Genomic DNA, 18,160 nt, shown 5'->3' on the forward strand with positions numbered 1-18,160 from the left:
GCCCACAGTCTATCGCCCGGCGGGTATTTGGTGCCTGCGCGGTTTATCGTTATTGCGAATCATTCTCGCCTGCAATACCATTCGCCCGCCCAGGCCCGATCCCGGCGGCCCGAATCCCCATGAAAATGTCCCGACTGCTCCGCTGCGCCATTGCCCTTGCCCTGACCCCGATCGCCGCCCAGGCCTCTGAAGACCCTGGCCAGACCATGGTCCGGCTCGACAGCGTCAACGTCTTCGGCCAGGCCCAGGACGTGAAGAAGGCTTCCGGCTCGGCGCACTACCTCGACCAGGACACGCTGGAGAAGTTCGACTACCGCGACATCCACCGCGTGCTGCGCCAGGTGCCCGGCGTCTACCTGGTGGAAGAGGAAGGCTACGGCCTGCGCCCGAACATCGGCATCCGCGGCTCGGGCACCGACCGCAACAGCCGCATCACGGTGATGGAGGACGGCGTGCTGATCGCCCCCGCGCCCTACGCCGCCCCGGCCGCCTATTACTTCCCGACCATGAGCCGCATCCACGCGGTCGAAGTCCGCAAGGGCTCGGCTTCGGTGCAGGCCGGCCCGCGCACCACCGGCGGCGCGCTCAACCTGCTGTCCACCCCGATCCCGAGCGAGGCCTCGGCCGAAGTGGACCTGTCGGTGGGCAGCGATGCCACCCTGCTCGCGCACGGCTGGGCCGGCGTGATGGGCGAGCGCTTCGGCGTGCTGGTGGAAGGCGTGCGCCAGCAGAGCGACGGCTTCAAGACCATCGATGGCGGCGGCGACGCCGGCTTCGGCCTCAACGACTTCGTCGGCAAGTTGCGCTGGGTGAGCGCGCCCGACGCCGCCCGCTACCAGCAGGTGGACCTCAAGTTCGGCCGCAACACCCAGGACAGCCAGGAAACCTACCTGGGCCTGACCGACGCCGACTTCGACCGCGACCCGAACCGCCGCTACGCCGCCTCGCGCCTGGACAACATCCAGACCGAGCAGCACCTGTGGGAGCTGCGCCACCTGATCGAACTGTCCGGTCGCGTGGACCTGACCACGGTGGCCTACCGCACCGAATTCGCACGCAACTGGTACAAGCTCAACGACGTGCTCAACCCCGGCAACGGCAGCTACATCGGCATCAGCAGCATTTTGGCCAACCCAACACTGTACGCCGCGCAGTACGGCTGGCTCACCGGCCAGGACAGCCCGGCCGACGCGCTGCGCCTGCGCAACAACAACCGCCGCTATTACGCCCAGGGCCTGCAGACCGAGCTGTCGATGGACCTCTCGGGCGACCGCGTGAGCCATGCGCTGGAGTTCGGCCTGCGCCTGCACCGCGACCAGGAAGACCGCTATCAGGACGACGACCGCTACCGCATGGTCGACGGCCGCCTGGTGCTGACCCGCGACGGCGCCCCCGGCACCCAGGAAAACCGCGTCGGCGACGCCGAGGCACTGGCGGTCTACGTGCAGGACACCGTCAGCTTCGGCAACTGGATACTGACGCCCGGCGTGCGCTACGAGCGCATCGACCTGAGCCGCACCAACTACTCCACCGCCACCGGCCGCCGCGACGGGGTGCTGTCGGTCAACGAAACCGACGTCAGCGCGGTGATCCCCGGCTTCGGCGCCACCTACCTGCTCAACGACCGCGTGACCCTGTTCGGCAGCGTGCACCGCGGCTTCAATCCGCCGGGCCCGGCCTCGGGCTCCACCTCGGAGAAGAGCGTCAACGGCGAGTTCGGGCTGCGGTACGGCCGCGACGCACTGGCAATGGAACTGGTGGCCTTCGTCAACGACTACTCCAACCTGGTCGGCACCTGCACCGGCTCCAGCGGCGGCAACTGCAACATCGGCGACCAGTTCGACGGTGGCGAGGCGCGCGTGAGCGGCCTGGAGGCCAGCCTGTCGCATGACTTCGGCAAAGGCGGCGCGCTGTCGTGGCCGGTGTCGCTGGCCTACACCTACACCCGGGCCGAATTCCGCAACAGCTTCAGCTCCAGCTTCGAAGAGTGGGGCACCATCGAAAGCGGCGACCGCCTGCCCTACCTGCCCGAGCACCTGCTGCATGCCGAAGCCGGCGTGGTCGGCGAACGCTGGCGCCTGAACCTGGCCGCCAACTACCTCGACGACATGCGCACCGTGGCCGGCCGCGGCGACGTGCCGGCCGCGGAGCGCACCGATTCGGCCCTGGTCTGGGACCTGAGCGCGGCCTACCGTCTGACCGAGCAGGTCGAGCTGTACGCCCGCGTGGAAAACCTGACCGACGAAACCTACGTCGTGGCGCGCCGCCCGGCCGGGGCGCGTCCGGGCCAGCCGCGCAGCGGATTCCTCGGGGTGCGTCTCTCCTTCTGAGGCTTGCCTGGGAAGCCGTGGCCCCGGGCCCGATGGCCTGGCCGCGGCCGTACCCCACCGTGCGGCCGCTACCGCCTGCACTTGCGAGGCCCCCGTGGCGGGGCCAGTCTGGCCGCATGCGCATGCCGCTGCGACCCTTTTCCCGTCCGCCGCATCCTAGTCCGATGTGAGCAGCCTCTCGTCCTTCGCCATCGATGTGCCCGACACCCTGCTCGCCCGCGCCCGCCGCGGCGAGGCCAGTGCGTTCGAGCAGATCTACCGCAAGTTCGAGCGGCCCGTGTTCACCCTGGCCCTGCGCCTGACCGGCGAGCGCGAGGAAGCGCAGGACGTGCTGCAGGACACGATGCTCAAGCTGTTCGACCGAATCGGCGAATTCCGCGCCGAGTCGCCGTTCTGGGGCTGGCTGCGGCAGATCGCGGTGAACGAGGCGCTGATGCGCCTGCGCCGCCGCGGCCGGCTGCCGCTGACCGAGGAAGCGGTGGACGCCGAGCTCGAAGGCCACGACGTGATGCTGCCGCCGGCCGCCGCCGACGCCGCCCTGCTCACCCGCGCCCTGGGCCGCATGAACGACGCCACCCGCAGCGTGCTCTGGCTGTACCACGCCGAGGGCTATACCCACGACGAAATCGCGGGGCTGATGGGCCGCAGCACCAGCTTTTCCAAATCCCAGCTCGCGCGCGGCACCCGAAAGCTGCGCGAGCTGCTGAACATAGAGAAGGAGATCACCCATGCCTGATGCCCGCCTCCCCGAGCGCGCGCCGGAGCTGACGGTCGCCCAAGCCTTCGCCGGCCTGCCGCAGGAAGCGCCCGAGCGCAGCGCCTGGCCGCTGCTGGAACAGCGCATCGCCGCGCGGCAGCCTCGCCATCGCGCGCGCTGGCCGCTGCTGCTGGCCGCGGCCGCGGTGCTGGCGGTTGCTGCAGTGATGCCGCGCCTGATCACGCCGCCTCCCGCGCCGGCCACGCCCGTCGTCGCCGACACGCCTGTGCAGACCCCGGGGCTGGAAGCCCTGATGGCCGAATCGGCCCAGCTCGAAGGCTTCATCACGCGCGTGTCCAATCCCGACCTGGGCTCGGCCAACGCGACGATGCTGAGCCTGGAGTTCGAGGACGGCCTGCAGCTGCTCGACAGCCGACTGGCCGACCCCACGCTCGACCGCCCTTCGCGCGAACAGCTGTGGCAGCGCCGCGTGTCGCTGCTGCGCGATTACGCCGGCCTGCAGGCCACCACCCAATCCCTGGTTTCCCAGGGCCAGAACCTGGATGGCGCCCTGGTCGCCACGTTCTGAGCCCGCCCACCTTCCGCACGAGGACCCACCGATGAAACTGCGTCTTGTTGCCCTGATGATCGCCGTCGCCCTGCTGCCGCTGCCCGGCCTGGCGGCGGACACGCCCGAAGCCGACGCCGCCCGCCAGGCGGAGCTGGCGAAGGCGCGCGCGGAGCTGGCGCGCAATGCCCAGCGCGTGGCTGAGTTGAGCCGTGAGCTGGGGCTGCAGGAGGCCGGCGGCACGCGGCTGCATGCCGAGCGCATCCAGGTCGAACGTCCTGGCATCGGCGTGGTGATGGCCGTGAGTCAGGACGGACCCGGTGTCCGCATCGCCGCCGTCACCCCGGAAAGCCCCGCAGCCAAGGCGGGGCTGCGCACCGGCGACGTACTGCGCAGCGTGGATGGCCAGGCCATCAGCGGCGAAGGCGAAGCGGCCATCGTGAGCGCGCGCAAACTGCTGCAGGATCTCAAGGCGGGCCAGGTCCTGCGTCTGGGCTACGCCCGCGAAGGCAAGTCCGCCAATGCCAGCGTCACCGTGGACACGATCCGCAGCTTCACCGTCTACAGCGGCAAGGAAGCGCCGATGGCCTTCACTTTCCGCCGCGAGGGCGCCAACGCGCTGCCGCTGCTGGACCCGCGCGTGGAGCTGGAAATCGCGCGCCTCGGCAAGGGGGGCTGCACGCCCGGCAATGACGACTGCGAAATCCCCACGCTGTCGCAGGCCTTCCGCTGGAATGGCCTGAACCTGGCTTCGGTGGACGCGAAGCTGGGCCGCTACTTCGGCACCGACCGCGGCGTGCTGGTGCTCAGCGGCGGCGACACCCTCGCCACGCTGGAGCCGGGCGACGTGATCCAGAAGATCGATGGCCAACCCGTGCGCACCCCGCGCGAGGCCATGGCCGAACTGCGCGAACAGGACGCCGGCGACAAGGTCAGCGTGGACGTGCTGCGCGACCGCAAGGCCCGCACCGTGGTGGTGGTGGTGCCCGAGGCGCCGACCCTTCGCTGGTTCGCGCCGCCGGCCCCGCCTGCACCGCCCGCTCCGCCTGCACCGCCGGCACGCGCACCCAAGGCGCCGCCTGCGCCGCCATCGCCTCCCACGGGTGCACCGCCGGCGCCACCGGCACCGCCCACCGGTGCACCACCTGCGCCGCCTGCCCCGCCCGCGCCGCCGGCGGGCAGCACGCTGGCCTTCGCCGAGGGCGACGTCGAAGTGGTGAGCCAGCAGCGCTGGGTGGACGAACAGGGCGTGCAGCACGTCGTGATCAGGACGCGCGACACCACGACGGACTGAAGTCCCCGCGCCCGGGCCCGATGCCCGGGCGCTCACGTCGTGCCGGCCTGCGCGCGTGAGCGCTCGGCATGCGGTCTTGATGGAATCACGCGCAGCAGGTCTACTTCCGCTTCCCCCCCGCAGCGGACGTCTCTACGGTGAAGTCCCCTCCCCTGCGCGCCTGGGCCATGATCGTGGCAGGCGCGATCCTGCTGGGCCTGGTGGTGTGGCGAAAGGCGTCGGCGCCGGACGAAGGGCCCGCCTCAGCCGACCCGTCCGCAAAAGCCAGCGGTGCGGTGATCGCAGCAGCGTCCGCGACCACTTCGATGGCCGTCGATTCTCGCCACCCATGAATTACTGGGCGGTGCCCATCACCCCTGAAGGCTTGCCCAATGGCGGCTTCTGCGCGGGCCTTGCCGCGGCCCCCTGACGGTCACCCCACGCTATAATCCCCCCGCTTTCCCTGGCTTCGGGGAGTAGCCCACCCGCCCCGCGGGACCGCGCATCAACACACTTGGCGACCATCGCCATGGTGCGCGGGCAAGCCCAGCGCTTGCGGGCAAGACCGAAGGCCGGCATGTCGCGCACCCGGGCCGGGCCGCGAATGCTGGCCTTCGTCCGCCCTGCGTCCCGGCCCCGGAGTGTTCCTTGGACGCATTGCTCGTTTCCACCCTCGCCGTCGCCGTTGCCGAGATCGGCGACAAGACGCAGTTGCTGGCCCTGCTGCTGGCCGCCCGCTACCGCAAACCCTGGCCGATCATCGCCGGCATCCTGGTGGCCACCGTCGCCAACCATGGCCTGGCTGCGTGGCTGGGCGCCCTGCTCACCGCCTGGCTGCATCCGGAGGTGCTGCGCTGGGGCGTGGTGCTGTCCTTCCTGGCGGTCGCGGCCTGGGCGCTGGTGCCCGACAAGCTGGAGGACGACGAGGCCAAACCCGCGCGCTTCGGGCCGTTCATCGCCACCGTGCTGGCCTTCTTCGTGGTCGAGATCGGCGACAAGACCCAGGTCGCCACCGTGGTGCTGGCCGCGCAGTACTCGCCGCTGTGGCAGGTGATCGCCGGCACCACCCTGGGCATGGCCGTGGCCAACGTGCCCGTGGTCCTGCTGGGCTCGAAGTTCGCCGCCAGGCTGCCGCTCAAGGCCGCCCGCTGGACCGCCGCCGCCGTCTTCGCCGCCCTTGGCCTCTGGGTCGCCCTCCGCGGCCTCCCCGCCTGACCCCGTCTCACCCACCCTGAAAACATACCAGGTATGTATTCGGTGACGTCCGCCGCGAGTCTCATCCAGGCTGAAAACATACCTGGTATGTTTTCACGGTTATCGGGATATTCTCGGGGTTTGGCGGACAGGCACGGCCCCCGGCGTGAGTACCCTGCGCGAGACGCTTGAAGACGTGGCCGCTTCGCTGCGCGAGCGGCCGGATGAAATCCTGCTCGAGGTCGGTGCCGGCGGCGAGCTGCTGGTCGCCCGCCTGCGGCTGGGCGTGGCCTCGCTGCTGATCCTGCTGCCGCTGCTGAACATGCTGGCCGGCGGCACACGGCTGGAGTCGGCGGCCGGCTTCGTGGGCGCGGGCCTGGTGCTGCTGCTGAGCACGCTGTGGCTGCGGCTGGCGCTGCGCCGGCGCCGCTACCGCTGGCTGCCGCTGGTGTCGGCCAGCTTCGACGTGAGCATGGTCAGCCTGGTCCTGCTGCTGCTGGGCCTGGTGGATTCACCGGCCGCGGCGCTCAACAGCGCCGTGGTGTGGTGCTGTTACCCGCTGGCCGTGTTCGCCACCGCGCTGCGCCACGATGTGCGCGTCACCCTGTTCGCCGGCAGCCTGGCCCTGGCCCAGACCGGCCTGCTGTGGCTGGGCATGGCCATGTTCCATTCCGGGCCGATGGTGTCGGCGATGTACGGCACCGTCAGCACCTCGACCCAGCTGCAGCGCTTCGTGCTGCTGCTCTCGGTCACCCTGGTCACCGCCATCGTGGTCTTCCGCGCCCAGCGCCTGACCCAGCTGTCGGGCACCGACGGCCTGACCGGCCTGCCCAACCGCAGCTACCTCAACACTCGGGTGCCGCCGCTGGTGGCCGAGGCGCGCGAGGGCGGGCACACGCTCAGCCTGGCCCTGATCGACCTGGACCACTTCCGCCACATCAATGCCGAACTCGGCCACCTGGCCGGCGACCGCGCCCTGCGCCACGCGGTGAAGGTGCTGCGCCGGGAACTGGGCCGCGAGGAACCCCTGATCCGGGTCGGCGGCGAGGAGTTCGTGCTGCTGCTGCACTTGCCCATCGGCGCGGCCTGGGAGCGGCTGGAGGTGCTGCGGCGCAAGCTCGAGGCCGAGCCCTTCGTGCCCGAGCCCGGCTTCGAGCCGCGCAAGCTGACCTTCAGCGCCGGCGTGGCCAGCTGCCCGCTGGACGCCAACGACCTGTCGGGCCTGATGAAGCGCGCCGACCAGCGCCTGGGCAAGGCCAAGGCCGACGGCCGCAACCGGGTGGTGGCCCGCGACGACCGCTGAGTCCGCCTTGCCGGGGCGGGGGGCCTGCACTACCCTGCCGCATCTCCCGGGGATTCACATAACAATGATCGACGTCCTTTTCGGCCTGTTCGGCCTCACCGTGCTGATCGGCATCGCCTGGCTGTTTTCCAACAACCGCGGCGCGGTGGACTGGAAGCTGGTGGTGACCGGCATCACCCTGCAGATCGCCTTCGCGGCCCTGGTGCTGCTGGTGCCCGGCGGGCGCGACGTCTTCAACTGGCTGGGCGACGGCTTCGTCAAGATCCTCAGCTTCGTGGGCGAGGGGTCGCGCTTCATCTTCGGCGACCTGATGGACACCACCAAGTTCGGCTTCATCTTCGCCTTCCAGGTGCTGCCCACCATCATCTTCTTCGCCGCGCTGATGGGCGTGCTGTACCACCTGGGCGTGATGCAGTTCATCGTGCGCATCATGGCCCTGGCCATCACCAAGGTGATGCGCGTGTCGGGCGCCGAGACCACCAGCGTCTGCGCCAGCGTCTTCATCGGCCAGACCGAGGCGCCGCTGACCGTGCGCCCCTACATCGGCCGCATGACCGAGTCCGAGCTGATCACCATGATGATCGGCGGCATGGCCCACATCGCCGGCGGCGTGCTGGCCGCGTACGTGGGCATGCTGGGCGGCGGCGACCCGGTGGAATCGGCCTACTACGCCAAGCACCTGCTGGCCGCGTCCATCATGGCCGCGCCCGCCACCCTGGTGATCGCCAAGCTGCTGATCCCGGAAACCGGCAATCCGCTCACCCGCGGCACGGTGAAGATGGAAGTGGAGAAGACCACCAGCAACATCATCGACGCCGCCGCCGCCGGTGCCGGCGACGGCCTGCGCCTGGCGCTGAACATCGGCGCCATGCTGCTGGCCTTCATCGCCCTGATCGCGCTGCTGAACTGGCCGCTGACCTGGGTCGGCGAAGTGACCGGCCTGGCCGACGCGCTGGGCCGTCCGACCGACCTGGCCACGCTGCTGGGTTACGTGCTGGCCCCGATCGCCTGGGTGATCGGCGTGCCCTGGCAGGACGCCACCACCGTGGGCGGCCTGATCGGCCAGAAGATCGTGCTCAACGAGTTCGTGGCCTACCTGCAGCTGGCCGAGATCGTGAACGGCAATGTCGAAGGCGTGGCCCTGACCGACAAGGGCAAGCTGATCGCCACCTACGCGCTGTGCGGCTTCGCCAACTTCAGCTCGATCGCGATCCAGATCGGCGGCATCGGCGGCCTGGCCCCGGAACGTCGCCAGGACCTGGCCAAGTTCGGCCTGCGCGCGGTACTGGGCGGCACCTTGGCCACCTTCATGACCGCCACCATCGCCGGCGTGCTCACCACCCTGGGTGCCTGAGCCTTGGCCGGTCGCGTCGTCGTCGTTGGTTCGTACAACCAGGACTTCGTCTGGACCAGCGACGCCCTGCCCCAGCCTGGCGCCACGCGCCTGGGCCGTTTCAGCGGCGGGCCCGGCGGCAAGGGCTTCAACCAGGCGGTGGCCGCCGTGCGCGCCGGGGCGGACACGGTCTTCATCGCCGCGCTCGGGGCCGATGACACCGCGGCCGGCGCGCGTGCGCTGGCCACCGCCGAAGGCATCGACCTGCGCGATGAAGTGCACGCCGGCCTGTCCACGGGCACCGCAGGCATCTTCGTGGACGCGGAAGGCCGCAACGTGATCGTGGTCGCGCCGGGCGCGAACGCCGAGCTGGGCGTGGAGTTCGTGCAGGCGCAGGGCATCGCGCTGCGCGCGGCGAACGTGGTGCTGGCGCAGCTCGAGGTGGCCGCCGACGCCGTCCAGGCCGCGCTCGACGCGGCAGGGGCGGCGGGCGCGATGGCCCTGCTCAACCCTGCACCGGCCAATGCGCCCACCACCGATGCAATGCTGGCCGCAGCCGACGTGCTGACGCCGAACGAAACCGAATTCGCGGCGATGGTGGCCCGGCACGAAGACCGGAAGGTCGACGCGGACACGCTGGCGCGCCTGCCCGATGCCGAGCTGCACGCGCTGTGCCGCGCCCTCGCACCGCGCGCCACCGTGGTGCTGACGCTGGGCGCCGACGGCGCCTTCGTGTCGCACGGCGAACACCTGCGCGGCGATGCGCACGCGCACTACCGGCTGCCCGCCCACAAGGTCGCCACCGTGGACACCACCGGCGCCGGCGATGCCTTCAGCGGCGCCCTGGCCGCGGCCCTGGCACGCGCCGACGGCAGCTTCGAACGGGCCGTGCGCTTTGCCACCGCTTTCGCGGCGCTGTCCACCGAACGCGCCGGTGCCGCCCTGGCCATGCCGCGTCGTGCCGACGTGGCCGCCCGCTTTCCGTCATGAAGCGCCGCACCTTCGTCAGGCTGGCCACCGCCGGCACGCTTACTGTCGCGGCGCTGGGCGCGGGCGGCGCGCTGTGGCTGTCGGGCCCGGCGGCGCCGGTGTCGGGTTTCGCCACGATCGCGCACGCGCGCCGCTGGGTGCAGGCCATCGGCAGCGGGCAGGCCAGCGCCACCGCGGGATGGCCGGTGGCGCAGGTGTTCGAACACTGCGCGCAGAGCATCGAGTACTCGCTGTCGGGATTCCCGCAGGCCAACTCGGCCGCGTTCCAGCACACGGCCGGGTCGCTGGCCTTCGCCACCTTCACCCGCGTGGGCCGGATGCAGCACGACCTGGAAGAGCCGATCCCCGGTGCGCCTGCCCTGGTCGCCACCGACCTCGCGGTCGCCGCGCAGCGGCTCGACGCCGCGCTGGCCGCCTTCGAAGCGCACACCGGCCCGCTGTCGCCGCACTTCGCCTATGGCGCGCTGGACAAGGCGCAGTACACGCGCGCACACCTGATGCACCTGGCCAACCACGCCGAACGTGTGCGGCAGGCCTGAGATGAAGCTAGGCCCCTACACCATCGCGCCCAACGTGGTGCTGGCGCCGATGGCCGGCGTCACCGACAAGCCCTTCCGCATGTTGTGCAAGCGCCTGGGCGCGGGCCTGTGCGTGTCGGAGATGACCATCTCCGACCCCAAGTTCTGGCACACCAGCAAATCGCTGCACCGCATGGACCACGCCGGCGAGCCCGACCCGATCAGCGTGCAGATCGCCGGCACGATTCCCGAAGTGCTGGCCGATGCGGCGCGCTACAACGTCGACCACGGCGCCCAGCTGATCGACATCAACATGGGCTGCCCGGCTAAAAAGGTGTGCAACACCTGGGCCGGCTCGGCACTGATGCGCGACGAGGCCCTGGTGGCGCGCATCCTGTCGGCCGTGGTGCAGGCGGTGGACGTGCCGGTGACGCTGAAGATCCGCACCGGCTGGGACAGCGAGCACCGCAACGCGCTCACCATCGCACGCATCGCCGAAGACAGCGGCATCGCCTCGCTGGCCGTGCATGGCCGCACCCGCGACCAGCACTACACCGGCCAGGCCGAGTACGACACCATCGCCGCGGTGAAGGCCGCGCTGCGCATTCCCGTGCTGGCCAACGGCGACATCGACTCACCGGAAAAAGCGGCCTTCGTTCTGCGCCACACCGGCGCCGACGCGGTGATGATCGGCCGCGCGGCCCAGGGCCGGCCCTGGATCTTCCGCGAAGTGGCGCACTACCTGGCCACCGGCCAGCGCCTGCCCGAGCCCGGCATCGCCGAAGTGCGCGACGTGCTGCTGGGCCACCTGGCCGACCTGCATGCCTTCTACGGTGAAGTGGCCGGCGTGCGCATCGCCCGCAAACACCTGGGCTGGTACGCGAAGGACCGGCCGGAAAACGCTTCGTTCCGCCACGTGGTCAACCGCGCCGAGTCGGCGCAGGACCAGCTGCGCCTGACCCGCGACTACTTCGATGCGCTGGAAGCGGGGGTGGCCTGGGATACCGCCGCGGCGTGACCCGTGCGGGCCTGCGTGAACTTCAGCGCAGCCAGAGCCAGCCCAGCGCCACGACCACCGGCAGCACCACCCACAGCAGCCCGAAGCCCGCGCGATCGCCCGGCTGGATGGTCTGGTTGTAGTGCCCGCTGGGCGCCTGCCGCGCAATGGTGACGGGCCGCGACGGCGTTTCGCCGCGCGTGGGCGTCTCGATGCGCGACGGCAGCGGCGGCGGGCCGCCGCGCCCGGTGTGCTGGCCGGCGCCGGGCCGCGTGCCGGCGCTCTGCTCGATCTTGTTGATCATGCGATTGAGCAGCGGCGAGCCGTGCTTGAGGAACTGCTGGCGCTGGTCGGGCGGCAGCTTCATCAGGGCCATCTCCACCCGGCCGCGGATTTCCTCGGGCAGGTTGGACAGGTCGAGCGCGTTCTGGCTCATGGCGGGGATCCGGAAAGGTCGGCGGACGCGTCCCATATCCTGCGCCAAAGCAGCGGCAAACGCTCGGCCGCGTCCCAGGGCCAGGTCTGCTGCACCGGCACGACCTCGCGCCAGCCGTCGCCCTCGCGACGCGCCACCTCGAAGCGGAACGTGTAGTCGGGCTCCACGCCCATGCGCAGGTCGCTCAGCACGAGCGAGTCGTCCACCACCTGCGCCTTCATGAAGCCGTGGTTGAACCACAGCAGCCGGCGCACCGCCAGGTAATCGCCCACCTCGGCCAGCGACTGCACGTCGGACGGGTAGGCGGTGAAGCGCATCGGCCCGGTGTCGGCCACCAGCGAGCGGTCGCCGACCAGGTAGCCTTCCGGCGTCATCACCACCACGCGCCACAGCAGCGTGTTGAAGGGCAGCGGCACCGAGAAGCGCGGCGCGTCCTGCAGGCCCTGCGCCGCCAGCGCGCGTTCGGCCTGGCGCTCCACCAGCGCCTTGGCCACCAGCGACCAGCCCAGGTACGCGGTGCTCAGCGCCAGGCCCAGCACCAGCGCGCGCTGCGCGACCGGCCGCACGCCCGCGAACGCGGCCACCACGCAGGCCACCAGCAGCGGCAGCGTGTACAGCGGATCGATGATGAACACGCTGGACCACATCGAAGGCCGCACCGGCAGCGGCCAGAACAGCTGCGTGCCGTACACGGTGAAGGCATCCAGCACCGGGTGCGTGGTCAGCGCCAGCACGATGGCCCACAGCCAGCGCCGCGGCGCCTCGGCCACGCGGCCGCCGCGCCCGCGCAGCCAGGCCCACAGCAGCACCGCCGCCGGCACCAGCACGAACAGCGAATGCGACACCGTGCGGTGCCAGGTCATGTTGGCCACCGGGTCGGGCGCCAGCAGCGCCAGCGGGATCACGTCCAGGTCCGGCACCGTGCCCAGGGCCGCGCCGGCCAGCAGCGCGGCGCGCCGGTGGCGCGCGGGCACGAGGGCGGCCGCGATGCCGGCGCCGAGCACGATCTGGCTGAGGGAATCCATCGGCCTAGGCTAGCCTGCCCGCGGGCCAGCGAGGCGTGAAAGCGCCGGCCGGCCGGGCCTTAACGACAGGGCAACACGTGGCGGTGCAGGATGCACCTGGGCCCCCGGCCGTGTATCATGCCGCCCCTCACTCCATCCTTTCATCGCAATCAAAGGATATAAGCAACGATGTCCAGCTACCTCTTCACCTCCGAGTCGGTTTCCGAAGGCCACCCGGACAAGATCGCCGACCAGATTTCCGACGCCGTCCTCGACGCCATCCTGGCTCAGGACAAGCGCGCCCGCGTCGCCTGCGAGACCATGGTGAAGACCGGCGCCGCCATCGTGGCCGGCGAAGTCACCACCTCGGCCTGGGTGGACATCGAGTCGCTGGCCCGCAAGGTGATCAACGACATCGGCTACGACAACTCCGACGTGGGTTTCGACGGCCACACCTGCGCCATCATCAACATGCTGGGCAAGCAGTCGCCCGACATCAACCAGGGCGTGGACCGCAAGAAGCCGGAAGAACAGGGCGCGGGCGACCAGGGCCTGATGTTCGGCTATGCCTGCAACGAGGCCCCGGAATTCATGCCGGCGCCGCTGTACTACTCGCACCGCCTGGTCGAGCAGCAGGCCAAGGTCCGCAAGAGCGGCAAGCTCAAGTGGCTGCGCCCGGACGCCAAGAGCCAGGTCACCCTGCGCTATGAAGGCAACAAGGTGCTGGGCCTGGATGCCGTGGTGCTGTCCACCCAGCACGACGAGGACATCAAGCAGAAGGCGCTGGTCGAGGCCGTGTACGAGCACATCCTCAAGCCGGTGCTGCCCAAGGAGTGGCTGAAGGACCTGCCGAAGTCGAAGATCCACATCAACCCGACCGGCAAGTTCGTGATCGGCGGCCCCGTGGGCGACTGCGGCCTGACCGGCCGCAAGATCATCGTGGACAGCTACGGCGGCATGGCCCGCCACGGCGGCGGCGCGTTCTCGGGCAAGGATCCGTCCAAGGTCGACCGTTCGGCCGCCTACGCCGCGCGCTACGTCGCCAAGAACATCGTCGCCGCCGGCCTGGCCGACCGCTGCGAAGTGCAGGTGTCCTACGCCATCGGCGTGGCCGAGCCGACCTCGATCTCGGTCACCACCTTCGGCACCGGCAAGATCAGCGACGAGAAGATCGAGAAGCTGATCCGCGCCCACTTCGACCTGCGCCCGTACGGCATCACCAAGATGCTGGACCTGCTGCACCCGATCTACCAGCCGACCGCCAGCTACGGCCACTTCGGCCGCAAGCCCAAGGACATCACCTACACCGACGCCGCGGGCAAGAAGCACACCGCGACGACGTTCTCGTGGGAGAAGACCGACCGGGCCGAGGCGCTGCGCAAGGCGGCGGGCCTCAAGAAGTAACCGGGACCTGTCCCAGGCTTCAAGCAAACGGGCCGCGAAAGCGGCCCGTTTCTTTTTGCGCCCTCAGCCGCCCCGCAACAAGCGCGGTGCAACCAGCATCAGCCCGATGATGACCACGGCCGGCAGGATCCGCTGCCACAGCTTAGGACGGTAGCCGCCGCGAACGTGCCAGGCCAGCACGGCGTGGTGCACGCCGGCCAGCGCGAACAGACCCGCGGCGATCCAAAGCGTGCGCGTTGCGGACGCGGCCACGCCCAGACCCATCGCGGCGGCCAGGGCGCAAAGCACGCTGCCCACCGCGTAGGCGCCCGCTGCGGCATGTTGACGCGAAAGCACGGACAGCAGACCTTCCTCGCCCTCGCCGCCCACGGCGTAGTCATCGGCCACGGCCTGCGCGAAGCGATGCGACCGCTCACGCACACGCGCGCTTTCCGCATCCAGTCTGGCCCGCTCCTGGGTGAACTTCGGCGCGTGGGCCTCATGGCCGTACCAGGGCACGTCCAGTCCGCTGAAGCCATCCACGCCCGGCGTCATCGTGTCCAGGTGCTTTCGCTTCCACTTCGGGAAACGACTCGTCAGGTCCGCCGCCTCTTCGTGGCTGAGCAGCAGGAAGCCATGGGTGTCGCCGCAGCAGTTGGCATCACGCAGCACGGTGTAGCGGTCCTTCAGTATCTCCATCAGCGAAAAGATCATCACGTAGCGGTCGCTGCCCGATTGCGTCAGGGGCACCGGGTATTCCACGCCGTTGTAGATCGGGATCGTGCGCCAGTCCTCTTCGCGGAAGCCCAGCTCGTCGCCTGCATCCAGCCGCTCGGCGAAGGCTTCGACCACTTCGCTTTCCATGGATCGCCAGTCGATCCAGAAGAAGGCCTCGTTGAGATCCTCCTCGTCTTCGATGGCGACGAGTTCGTCAATGGACAGGCGTGGCATGGTCACCAGCTCCGGCGGGGATGGCGGCCCCATGCTAACCCGCAGGACTTGGCCTGCGGCTGGCGTGCCGGGCGCCGGGGTTTTTCAGGCCGCTCCCACTCCGGGCCTCGTGCGACCCTGCTGCCACCGACGCATGCCGCGCTGGAACACCAGCGCCACCAGCAGGCCCAGCGCCATGCCCTGCACCGCATGCGCCAACGACAGCTCGCGCGAGCGCAGCGGCACGATGCCGGATTCGGTGGCCACGTAGTCCAGCGTCAGCGTGTAGCGGCCGCCCTGGCGAACTAGCTGTACATGCTGCCCCGCCGGCCGGTCGGACACCACGCGCCATTCCAGGCGCTCGCCCTTCTTCTGGCCGGCCAGGTTGCCCGACGGGGGCAGTCGCACGGTCAGCCCGGGCCATTGCCGCAGGGCCGCCTCGACGCCCCCGGCGTCGAAGGCCAGCGCGAACCCCGGCGCCTTGCGGTCCACCAGCGGCACCTCCAGCGCGCGGTGCGGCGCGGCGCCGCGCGTCAGGTCGCGCGCCTGCGCATGCGACAAGGCGTGGGCGATCGGCACGCCGACCAGCAGGGTGGTGGCGGGAACGAAGAAGCCGGAGGCCAGGACGGACAGCAGTCGCGATGGGGGGCGCATGCGGCCATCCTACTTCGAGGCCATCTATCCGGGACGACGTCCGATCTGGCATCTTGCCCGCATGCCCAATCCCACCGAGTCCCGCCGTCCCCTGGCCACTCGCAGCGCCGGCTGGGCGCGCGCCCTGGCCGCGGCCCTCGCCAAGGCCCGTGTCAGCCCGGACCTGATTTCGGCCATCAGCATTCCGATCGCCTTCGCGGGCATGGCGGCGCTGTTGCACGTGCCCGGCCCCGCAGGGCTGGTGCTGTGCGCGGTGGCCGTGCAGCTGCGGCTGCTGTGCAACCTGCTGGACGGCATGGTGGCGGTGGAAGGCGGGCTGGGTGGGCCGACCGGGCCGCTGTGGAATGAACTGCCGGACCGCATCGCCGATTCGGTGTTCATCGTCGCGCTGGGCATGGCCGCCGGCGAACCCATCCTCGGCTGGGCCGGCGCCTTGCTCGCAGCGGTCACCGCCTACATCCGCACCACCGGCGGCGCGCTGGGCTTTGCGCAGGATTTCAGCGGCGTGCAGTCCAAGCCCAAGCGCATGTTCGTGATGACGGTGGGCCTGCTGGTGGCGGCGCTGTGGCCGTGGTGGGGCGAGGCCTGGTACGCGCTGCAGGTGGCCCTGTGGATCATCGTGGTCGGCTCGGCCGTGACCTGCGTGACGCGCACGCTGAAGTTGGCGCGCCTGCTGCGCGAACGCGCCGCCGCCGCGGGGCCCAAGGCCTGATGCTCGGCACCCCGCTCATCCTGCTGCTGCGAGGCCTGGTCGGCGCCAGCCCGCGTTGGCTGGGCTGCCAGCCGCTGCCCAACACGCGCATCTACTTCGCCAACCACACCAGCCACCTGGATACGCCGGTGTTGTGGTCCGCCCTGCCCGGCTTCCTGCGCCGCATCACCCGCCCCGTGGCCGCGAAGGACTACTGGGGCAAGCCGGGCCTGCGCAAATGGTTTGCCGACACGACCTTCCGTGCCCTGCTGATCGACCGCGAGCGCACCGACCCCGACAGCGACCCGCTGGCCCCGCTGAGCGAGGCCCTGAACCACGGCGACTCGCTGATCCTGTTCCCCGAAGGCACCCGCCGCGGCGAGCGCCTGCCGGCCGAGTTCAAGAGCGGCCTCTACCACCTGGCCATGCGCCACCCCGACGTCGAGCTTGTGCCGGTGTATCTGGAAAACCTCTACCGCTCCATGCCCAAGGGCGCCCACATCCCGGTGCCGCTGACCTGTGCGGTGCGCTTCGGCGCGCCGCTGTCCCACGTGCCCGGCGAAACCAAGGCGGCGTTCCTGGAACGCGCCCGGGCCGCCGTGGTCGCCCTGGCCTGAGGCCCGACGATGCCGTCCCTGGAACTGGATTTCTCCAACCCCATCCTCCAGCTGCTCAGCGGCGTGGTTGCGCTGCTGGTGGTGGCCTCGCTGATCGGCGGCGTGCTGCACCTGCGCCAGCGCGGCAATCCCAGCAACACCATCACCAACCTCAACCAGCGCATCGTGGCCTGGTGGTGGATGGTGGCGGTGCTGGCAACGTGCTTCTGGCTGGGTGCGGGGGCGACAGTGGTGCTGTTTGCGTTTGCGTCGCTGGTGGCGCTGCGCGAGTTCGTGACGTTGACGCCGACGCGGGCGGGCGATCACTGGGCGCTGGTCGCCGCGTTCTACGTGCTGCTGCCGGTGCAGTACTGGCTGATCTACAGCGACTGGTACGGGCTGTTCGCCATCTTCATCCCGGTGTACGGCATGCTGGGGCTGCCGATCCTGGCCGCGCTGCAGGGTGATACCGAACAGTTCCTGGAGCGCATCACCAAGCTGCAGTGGGGCGTGCTGATCACGGTGTACTTCATCAGCTACGCGCCGGCCTTGCTGCTGCTGGATCTGGAAGGCGGGCTGGGCGAGAACCTGATGCTGCTGTTCTACCTGCTGCTGGTGGTGCAGATCAGCGACGTGCTGCAGTACGTGGTGGGCAAGCTGTTTGGGCGCACGAAGCTGGCGCCGAAGGTGAGTCCGTCCAAGACGGTCGAGGGCTTGGTGGGTGGCGGCTTGCTGGCCGTAGGCGTGGGTACCGCGCTGTACTGGGCCACGCCGTTTTCGCCGTGGCAGGCGGCGGCGATGTCCACGGTGATCGTGATGGCGGGGTTCTTTGGCGGGCTGGCGCTGTCGGCCGTTAAGCGCAGCCTCGGCGCCAAGGACTGGGGCCAGATGATCGAAGGGCATGGCGGCATGCTGGATCGGCTGGATTCTGTGTGTTTTGCGGCGCCGGTGTTTTTCCACCTTTGCCGGTACTTCTTCCAGGTGCCGGCGGCTGGCTGAGGTCGCCGCCCACCGCAGTGCAATTCATGCCGTATGCGACGCATCCTTGCGCACCACCGCCAACCGTGATCGGCGCCGCGTCTTTCCCTGCGCTGGCATCGTCAATTTTCGCAACACAAGCCCGTATCATGGACTTCGTTGCAAAGCATCAGCGCCCTTACATCGCCAAGGTCTATCGCGCTTCGGCGAAAGAGTTGGAAATCAACCCGACTGCTCCAGGCCGGGTCGAGCTCTGGCATCCCAAGTAGCCAGTAACGTAACGGG

At 70.0% G+C, this 18,160-nt stretch carries 18 protein-coding genes and 1 riboswitch; of the genes, 14 read left to right on the top strand and 4 right to left on the bottom strand.

What is annotated here, in order from left to right; translation table 11 throughout:
- The first annotated feature begins 125 nt into the window (after positions 1 to 125).
- From ACOQFR_RS05800 to dusB, 10 genes are all read left to right on the top strand, one after another.
- Positions 126 to 2,330 carry a TonB-dependent receptor family protein gene (locus ACOQFR_RS05800; protein WP_421379520.1) on the top strand — a complete coding sequence of 735 codons (2,205 nt, stop codon included), beginning with the start codon at positions 126 to 128 and terminating at the stop codon, positions 2,328 to 2,330.
- A 166-nt stretch (positions 2,331 to 2,496) separates the two neighbouring features.
- Positions 2,497 to 3,066 carry an RNA polymerase sigma factor gene (locus tag ACOQFR_RS05805; RefSeq protein WP_421379522.1) on the top strand — a complete coding sequence of 190 codons (570 nt, stop codon included), beginning with the start codon at positions 2,497 to 2,499 and terminating at the stop codon, positions 3,064 to 3,066.
- The gene (locus ACOQFR_RS05810) at positions 3,059 to 3,616 is read left to right on the top strand and encodes a hypothetical protein (protein ID WP_421379524.1); all 558 of its coding nucleotides are present in this window, start codon (positions 3,059 to 3,061) and stop codon (positions 3,614 to 3,616) included. Before ACOQFR_RS05805 ends, ACOQFR_RS05810 begins: the two co-directional genes overlap by 8 nt.
- Positions 3,617 to 3,647: 31 nt before the next feature.
- Complete coding sequence (locus ACOQFR_RS05815) at positions 3,648 to 4,889, top strand: PDZ domain-containing protein (protein WP_421379526.1); 1,242 nt, start codon at positions 3,648 to 3,650, stop codon at positions 4,887 to 4,889.
- Between the two features lie 438 nt (positions 4,890 to 5,327).
- Positions 5,328 to 5,425, top strand: a riboswitch (yybP-ykoY riboswitch).
- A gap of 91 nt (positions 5,426 to 5,516) precedes the next feature.
- Positions 5,517 to 6,083 carry a TMEM165/GDT1 family protein gene (locus ACOQFR_RS05820; RefSeq protein ID WP_421379528.1) on the top strand — a complete coding sequence of 189 codons (567 nt, stop codon included), beginning with the start codon at positions 5,517 to 5,519 and terminating at the stop codon, positions 6,081 to 6,083.
- Positions 6,084 to 6,228: 145 nt separating this feature from the next.
- On the top strand, positions 6,229 to 7,365 hold the full coding sequence (locus ACOQFR_RS05825; RefSeq protein WP_421379530.1) for a GGDEF domain-containing protein: 1,137 nt from the start codon (positions 6,229 to 6,231) through the stop codon (positions 7,363 to 7,365).
- 64 nt (positions 7,366 to 7,429) lie between these two features.
- Positions 7,430 to 8,719, top strand: coding sequence for a NupC/NupG family nucleoside CNT transporter (locus tag ACOQFR_RS05830; protein ID WP_421379532.1), 1,290 nt, complete (start codon positions 7,430 to 7,432; stop codon positions 8,717 to 8,719).
- A 3-nt stretch (positions 8,720 to 8,722) separates the two neighbouring features.
- Positions 8,723 to 9,688, top strand: coding sequence for a ribokinase (locus tag ACOQFR_RS05835; protein WP_421379534.1), 966 nt, complete (start codon positions 8,723 to 8,725; stop codon positions 9,686 to 9,688).
- Positions 9,685 to 10,227, top strand: coding sequence for a DUF1569 domain-containing protein (locus ACOQFR_RS05840; RefSeq protein WP_421379536.1), 543 nt, complete (start codon positions 9,685 to 9,687; stop codon positions 10,225 to 10,227). The genes ACOQFR_RS05835 and ACOQFR_RS05840 overlap by 4 nt, the downstream gene beginning before the upstream one ends.
- 1 nt (position 10,228) lies before the next feature.
- Positions 10,229 to 11,224 carry a tRNA dihydrouridine synthase DusB gene (gene dusB / locus ACOQFR_RS05845; protein WP_421379538.1) on the top strand — a complete coding sequence of 332 codons (996 nt, stop codon included), beginning with the start codon at positions 10,229 to 10,231 and terminating at the stop codon, positions 11,222 to 11,224.
- A gap of 22 nt (positions 11,225 to 11,246) precedes the next feature.
- Here dusB and ACOQFR_RS05850 read toward each other — a convergent pair whose 3' ends face one another.
- Together ACOQFR_RS05850 and ACOQFR_RS05855 are read right to left on the bottom strand one after the other, a co-directional pair.
- Positions 11,247 to 11,639: a hypothetical protein gene (locus ACOQFR_RS05850; protein WP_421379540.1), complete on the bottom strand. Its 393-nt coding sequence runs from the start codon at positions 11,637 to 11,639 to the stop codon at positions 11,247 to 11,249.
- Positions 11,636 to 12,664 carry a metal-dependent hydrolase gene (locus ACOQFR_RS05855; RefSeq protein ID WP_421379542.1) on the bottom strand — a complete coding sequence of 343 codons (1,029 nt, stop codon included), beginning with the start codon at positions 12,662 to 12,664 and terminating at the stop codon, positions 11,636 to 11,638. Before ACOQFR_RS05855 ends, ACOQFR_RS05850 begins: the two co-directional genes overlap by 4 nt.
- A 168-nt stretch (positions 12,665 to 12,832) precedes the next feature.
- On the opposite strand from ACOQFR_RS05855, the gene metK reads away from it, so the two are divergent.
- Positions 12,833 to 14,047 (top strand): methionine adenosyltransferase, encoded by a 1,215-nt coding sequence (gene metK / locus ACOQFR_RS05860; protein ID WP_421379544.1) that lies wholly within the window; start codon positions 12,833 to 12,835, stop codon positions 14,045 to 14,047.
- A gap of 63 nt (positions 14,048 to 14,110) precedes the next feature.
- Here the strand turns inward: metK and ACOQFR_RS05865 are convergent, their stop codons facing one another.
- Both ACOQFR_RS05865 and ACOQFR_RS05870 read right to left on the bottom strand, forming a co-directional pair.
- Positions 14,111 to 14,977 (bottom strand): hypothetical protein, encoded by an 867-nt coding sequence (locus ACOQFR_RS05865; RefSeq protein ID WP_421379546.1) that lies wholly within the window; start codon positions 14,975 to 14,977, stop codon positions 14,111 to 14,113.
- 84 nt (positions 14,978 to 15,061) lie between these two features.
- Entirely contained in the window at positions 15,062 to 15,610 is a 549-nt protein-coding gene (locus ACOQFR_RS05870) for a hypothetical protein (protein WP_421379548.1), read from the bottom strand.
- On the opposite strand from ACOQFR_RS05870, the gene ACOQFR_RS05875 reads away from it, so the two are divergent.
- From ACOQFR_RS05875 to ACOQFR_RS05885, 3 genes are read left to right on the top strand one after another with little or no spacing between them, the layout of a single operon-like run.
- The gene (locus tag ACOQFR_RS05875; RefSeq protein ID WP_421379550.1) at positions 15,609 to 16,322 is read left to right on the top strand and encodes a CDP-alcohol phosphatidyltransferase family protein; all 714 of its coding nucleotides are present in this window, start codon (positions 15,609 to 15,611) and stop codon (positions 16,320 to 16,322) included. The genes ACOQFR_RS05870 and ACOQFR_RS05875 overlap by 2 nt on opposite strands.
- Positions 16,322 to 16,918: a lysophospholipid acyltransferase family protein gene (locus tag ACOQFR_RS05880; protein ID WP_421379552.1), complete on the top strand. Its 597-nt coding sequence runs from the start codon at positions 16,322 to 16,324 to the stop codon at positions 16,916 to 16,918. Before ACOQFR_RS05875 ends, ACOQFR_RS05880 begins: the two co-directional genes overlap by 1 nt.
- 9 nt (positions 16,919 to 16,927) lie before the next feature.
- Positions 16,928 to 17,896 carry a phosphatidate cytidylyltransferase gene (locus tag ACOQFR_RS05885; protein ID WP_421379555.1) on the top strand — a complete coding sequence of 323 codons (969 nt, stop codon included), beginning with the start codon at positions 16,928 to 16,930 and terminating at the stop codon, positions 17,894 to 17,896.
- Positions 17,897 to 18,160: the final 264 nt, after the last annotated feature.

Origin of the sequence: Arenimonas sp. MALMAid1274 (assembly GCF_049195245.1) — a bacterium.
GTDB lineage: Bacteria > Pseudomonadota > Gammaproteobacteria > Xanthomonadales > Xanthomonadaceae > Arenimonas.

Coding starts and splice junctions, on each gene's coding strand:
- ACOQFR_RS05855 (WP_421379542.1), bottom strand. CDS start 12,664: ATGGATTCCCTCAGCCAGATCGTGCTCGGCGCCGGCATCGCGGCCGCC.
- ACOQFR_RS05870 (WP_421379548.1), bottom strand. CDS start 15,610: ATGCGCCCCCCATCGCGACTGCTGTCCGTCCTGGCCTCCGGCTTCTTC.
- ACOQFR_RS05830 (WP_421379532.1), top strand. CDS start 7,430: ATGATCGACGTCCTTTTCGGCCTGTTCGGCCTCACCGTGCTGATCGGC.
- ACOQFR_RS05875 (WP_421379550.1), top strand. CDS start 15,609: ATGCGGCCATCCTACTTCGAGGCCATCTATCCGGGACGACGTCCGATC.
- dusB (WP_421379538.1), top strand. CDS start 10,229: ATGAAGCTAGGCCCCTACACCATCGCGCCCAACGTGGTGCTGGCGCCG.
- ACOQFR_RS05850 (WP_421379540.1), bottom strand. CDS start 11,639: ATGAGCCAGAACGCGCTCGACCTGTCCAACCTGCCCGAGGAAATCCGC.
- ACOQFR_RS05840 (WP_421379536.1), top strand. CDS start 9,685: ATGAAGCGCCGCACCTTCGTCAGGCTGGCCACCGCCGGCACGCTTACT.
- ACOQFR_RS05810 (WP_421379524.1), top strand. CDS start 3,059: ATGCCTGATGCCCGCCTCCCCGAGCGCGCGCCGGAGCTGACGGTCGCC.
- ACOQFR_RS05800 (WP_421379520.1), top strand. CDS start 126: ATGTCCCGACTGCTCCGCTGCGCCATTGCCCTTGCCCTGACCCCGATC.
- ACOQFR_RS05885 (WP_421379555.1), top strand. CDS start 16,928: ATGCCGTCCCTGGAACTGGATTTCTCCAACCCCATCCTCCAGCTGCTC.
- ACOQFR_RS05880 (WP_421379552.1), top strand. CDS start 16,322: ATGCTCGGCACCCCGCTCATCCTGCTGCTGCGAGGCCTGGTCGGCGCC.
- metK (WP_421379544.1), top strand. CDS start 12,833: ATGTCCAGCTACCTCTTCACCTCCGAGTCGGTTTCCGAAGGCCACCCG.
- ACOQFR_RS05865 (WP_421379546.1), bottom strand. CDS start 14,977: ATGCCACGCCTGTCCATTGACGAACTCGTCGCCATCGAAGACGAGGAG.
- ACOQFR_RS05815 (WP_421379526.1), top strand. CDS start 3,648: ATGAAACTGCGTCTTGTTGCCCTGATGATCGCCGTCGCCCTGCTGCCG.